The organism is Bifidobacterium jacchi, assembly GCF_009078285.1.
Lineage (GTDB): Bacteria > Actinomycetota > Actinomycetes > Actinomycetales > Bifidobacteriaceae > Bifidobacterium > Bifidobacterium jacchi.
In genome coordinates, this window is sequence record NZ_RQSP01000001.1 from 1 (window position 1) to 4,341 (window position 4,341).

The 4,341-nt window shown below is 61.9% G+C and carries 2 protein-coding genes, 1 tRNA gene and 1 pseudogene; 1 reads left to right on the forward strand and 3 read right to left on the reverse strand.

What is annotated here, in order from left to right:
• Positions 1–116 precede the first annotated feature (116 nt).
• A tRNA-Asp gene (locus EHS19_RS00005) sits at positions 117–190 on the forward strand.
• A gap of 119 nt (positions 191–309) precedes the next feature.
• Here the strand turns inward: EHS19_RS00005 and EHS19_RS00010 are convergent.
• The 3 genes and pseudogenes from EHS19_RS00010 to EHS19_RS00020 form a co-directional block, all read right to left on the reverse strand.
• Positions 310–1,008, reverse strand: coding sequence for an LOG family protein (locus EHS19_RS00010; protein WP_241676982.1), 699 nt, complete (start codon positions 1,006–1,008; stop codon positions 310–312).
• Between the two features lie 577 nt (positions 1,009–1,585).
• Positions 1,586–2,828, reverse strand: a pseudogene (locus EHS19_RS00015) (Na+/H+ antiporter NhaA); the annotation flags it as partial.
• Positions 2,829–2,991: 163 nt separating this feature from the next.
• Entirely contained in the window at positions 2,992–4,170 is a 1,179-nt protein-coding gene (locus EHS19_RS00020) for a MalY/PatB family protein (RefSeq protein ID WP_151915762.1), read from the reverse strand.
• Positions 4,171–4,341: the final 171 nt, after the last annotated feature.

A 4,341-nucleotide genomic window follows, 5' to 3' on the forward strand; every position in this document is an offset into this window, starting at 1 on the left:
CCAATGAGGCACCACTAACCATTACGCGCTCAAAAAACGTGAGGCACGTCGCACGACACGCCGAAGTCCACCCATAAGGTATAGTAGTGACTCGTGCTTCATTGAGAACTGCACACGGCCCCGTAGCTCAGTTGGTTAGAGCGCCGCCCTGTCACGGCGGAGGTCACCGGTTCAAGTCCGGCCGGGGTCGCTTTTTTATTTCCGACAGCGCAGTGTTCAGCAGCTCAGCATTCAGCAACGCAGCGTCCAGCAGTGAAACTCCTCGCCGATCATCTGCGCTTATTCTGCCATGCCGATCACTTGCGCCGATCACTTGCGCCGATCGATGGCGCTGACCGCGATACTGACAGCCTCGTCAGCATCGTCGGTGAGCGCAACCCGACTGGAGTCGAGTCCGGAGATCATGCCACGCTGTGCGACCGTCCCCTCCAGCCAATCGAAAAGGCCCTGCCAGTAGGCTTTCCCGAACAGCACAACCGGCATGGACGTCACTTTGTGGGTCTGCACCAGCGTCAGCAACTCGAACATCTCGTCGAGCGTGCCGAACCCGCCCGGGCAGATGATCACGCCCGAGCTGTATTTGACGAACATGGTCTTGCGCACGAAGAAGTACCGAAAGCTGATGCCCAGATTCACCCACTGGTTCAGCCCCTGCTCATGCGGCAATTCGATTCCTAGTCCGACGGATTTTCCGCCGGCGAGCGCAGCGCCCCGGTTCGCCGCCTCCATGATTCCCGGGCCGCCTCCGGTGATGACGGCGATGCCCTGCTGTGCGATAAGCCGCCCCATTCGACGCGCCGCCTTGTAATAGGGATCAGTGCGCCGGATGCGCGCCGAGCCGAACACCGACACGGCCGGGCCAAGCTCCGCCAGAGCGCCGAACCCGTCCACGAATTCGGACTGGATGCGAAGCACCCGCCATGGATCCATATGCAGCCAATCGGTGGACTGGTCCGATGCCAGCAGATTCCCAGTGGTGTTGTCCTTGGGGATCATCGGGCCTCGCATGATGACGGGACCACGATGGTAGGTGTCGCCCAGAGGCCCCTCTCCTACCGTCGACACGTCGTCACCCTGAGTATGCCCCTGAGCATGCCTCTGTTCACGACACTGCACACAATCTTCGGCATCACTCTGAGACGCCGATATCGACGGCGTGACGTCGTCCTCATCATCTTCCATGTGGTTCTCCATTCGGTCCGTCATCGCGCATTCGACTCATCTTGCGTGGGAGCATCAGGCGCATCACCTTCGCGCTCATGCCGGTCATGTTGACGCATCGTGGGCGAGGCTGACCGATGCCGTTTCGTTGTCATCGACGATGAGCCATGCATCGCATGCCACAATCGCCGGGTACGGCTGATGACTCGCTGCCTCCTGCGACGCTGGTCCGTTCCCTGCGGCTGCACCGCATCGCCTTTGCCCGCCAGACGACGCTGCCTGATTCGTTCGACCTGCTCGGGCGACAGCACCTCGGAGGTGATGGCCAGATCGCCGCTGCCAAGCGTCGATACGGTTTCAGTGATGACATCCTGAGTCGCCTGACGCTCCGATCGCGGCGCGGACGGCCCGCTCGACAGCATGCGCTCGTAGCGTTTCGACTGTCTGTTGAGCAGAACACCTGAAATGACCGCCGCTATCAGGGATGCCACAAGCACGCCGAATCTCGATTCAGCGGACAGTTCCGGGTCGTCGAAGGCGAGCGAGGCGATCAGGAAGGACACGGTGAAGCCGATGCCGCAGGCGCAGGCGGCCGGGAACATGTCCCTCACCCGAAGCCCCTCCGGCATGCGGAGCCGACCCACATGGGTCGATATCCACGCCGTGGTCATGATGCCCAGCGGCTTGCCGACGACCAGTGCCACAACCAAGGCAATGACCAGCGGGGAGATCATCAGCTCCAGCGTCAACGACTGGAATCTGACCCCGGTCGCGAACAGAGCGAACACCGGCAGCGCAAGCAGCGCGGAGAACGGCTGCAGCTTGGACGCGTACCGCTCGGCCCTTGGACTTTTCTCGCCGTACATCTCCCGGGACGGGGTCAGCAGGCCGACCAGCACACCCGCCAGTGTGGGATGCACGCCAGCCTCGAACATCATCGCCCATGCCAATATGCCGACGACCGCCACCGCGGGCCACGGCACCCGTCTGCGTCGCACCAGAACATGCCAGGCAAGTGCGCAGACGGCGATCCCGATGAACCAATACCATGCGTTGAGCGATGAGAAGAACACGGCGATCAGGATGATCGCCAGAAGATCATCCACCGTGGCGAGGGTCATGAGAAACGCTCGAATCGAACCCGGCAGCGCTTTGGCGAACAATGCCAGAACCGCCAGCGAGAACGCGATGTCCGTAGCCGTGGGCACCGCCCAGCCACGGACCGTCTCGGCGAAGGGGATGATGCTGCCTGTGCTGGGCAGCAGCACATTGCCGATGCCGCCCGGCCCGTATTCGGAGAACAGAAACGTGACGGCGACGAACAGCACCGGCGGCGCGAGCATGCCGCCGACCGCGCACAGCATGGGAACCGCCGCGGCCTTCGGATTGGCCAGAGAGCCGGTGGTGAGCTCCTGTTTGAGATCAAGGCCGACCGTCAGAAAGAACACGGTCAGCAGACCGTCCTGCGCCCAGTGGCCGATCGGAAGATCAAGATTGGTACCCGGCACGGCGATATGCGTTTCCGCGATCGTCTCGAACACATGCGCCGTCGCCGGCAGATTCGCCATCACAAGCCCCACGAGAGCGAAGGACAGCATGATGAGGCCGGATATGCGGTCGGATGCGGCTATACGCCGTATCGAAGCCCAAACTCCGCGCCTGGTCATGGCTCCTCCATTCCCGAAACGATCGCACCGGCAACCCTCACACGGCCACCATAGCCGACGTCATCTCCTCGACTCGCTCGTTGACACCTACACTCCATTATAAAAGAACATATGTTCGCTTTCAGCTGGGAGCGTAGTCGACACGCGCATCGCTGGCGCGCGGCTAGCGCGCCGCGATCGCGCCGGCGACACGCTCAAGCGCCTGCGACAGCATCGCGGCGGGACACGCGAGATTCACCCGCTCGAATCCAGCCCCGGACGCGCCGAACATAATCCCCTCGTCGAAATACACCCGGGCACGCCTTCGCATGAAATCACACAGATCATCGGCATCCATGCCCAGCCCTCTGCAGTCCAGCCATGCCAGATACGTGCCTTCGGGCTCCACCAGCCGTATGCCGTCCACGCCGGACGCGAAGTCGCGCACCAGAGCAAGATTGCCCGACAGCACGTCAAGCAGCTCGTCGAGCCAAGGCTCCGCCTGCTCATATGCCGCCTGACAGGCGACCAGCCCGAAGTGGCTCACCGTCAATCCGCCGATATTGGCGGCGGCGATGTCGAACGCGCGCCTGAGCCCGGGATCGGCGATGATGACGTTCGAGCACGCCAGCCCCGCAAGATTGAAGGTCTTGGTGGGCGCGGTGAACTCCATGCAATGTGCGCGATATCGTTCCCCCAGCGTGCCCAGCATCGTCGTGGCATGCCCGGGATAGGCGAAATCCGCATGAATCTCATCGGACAGCAGCGTCACATCGTTGTCGATGCAGATATCCGCCACCGTGCGCAGCTCGTCGGCGGTCCAGACGCGGCCGACCGGATTGTGCGGATTGCACACGATCATCGCAGTGCACCTTGGATCGGCCGCCTTGCGCGCCAGATCCTCAACGTCCATCACATACGTGCCGTCCTGTTCGACTCGCAGCTCGTTGTCGAGAATCGTCAGTCCGTTGGCTTCGGCGACGACCGTGAACGGATAATACACGGGCCGCTGAATGATGACCTTGTCCCCCGGACGGCTCACCGCTCGCAGCGCCGCGTTGATCGCCGGCATCACGCCGTCGGACAGTCTGACCCATTGACGCGCCACGTCGAATCCATGACGACGGCGCATCCATCCGATCAGCGCATCATAATAGGCATCCGTCGCATAGTCGTAGCCGAACACGTCATGGCGAGCCGCATCGACAAGCGCCGCAACGATCTGCGGTGCAGGCTTGAACTCCATGTCCGCCACGGACAGCGCGAGCACGTCGTCGTTGCCGGGCCCCATATCCTCTTCGATAAGATGCCATTTCTCGGACATCGTGCCTCTGCGATCAACCAGCGTCCGGAAATCGTACACAACCCACTCCTTTGTCTTTTCCCGCGATTTTCCCACGATTGTCCCGCGTTTTCTCCACTGTGTTGCTCCACGAAATGGACGTCAATAGCCCGGCATAGTCCGAGTGACGCCCAACATGGAAAAAGCCCTTGGAACCATGCGATTCCAAGGGCTTCATGTGCGCCAGACAGG

Bases quoted from the DNA above. Each gene is read 5' to 3' on its own strand.
- EHS19_RS00010 (WP_241676982.1), bottom strand. From the start codon at position 1,008: ATGCGAGGCCCGATGATCCCCAAGGACAACACCACTGGGAATCTGCTG.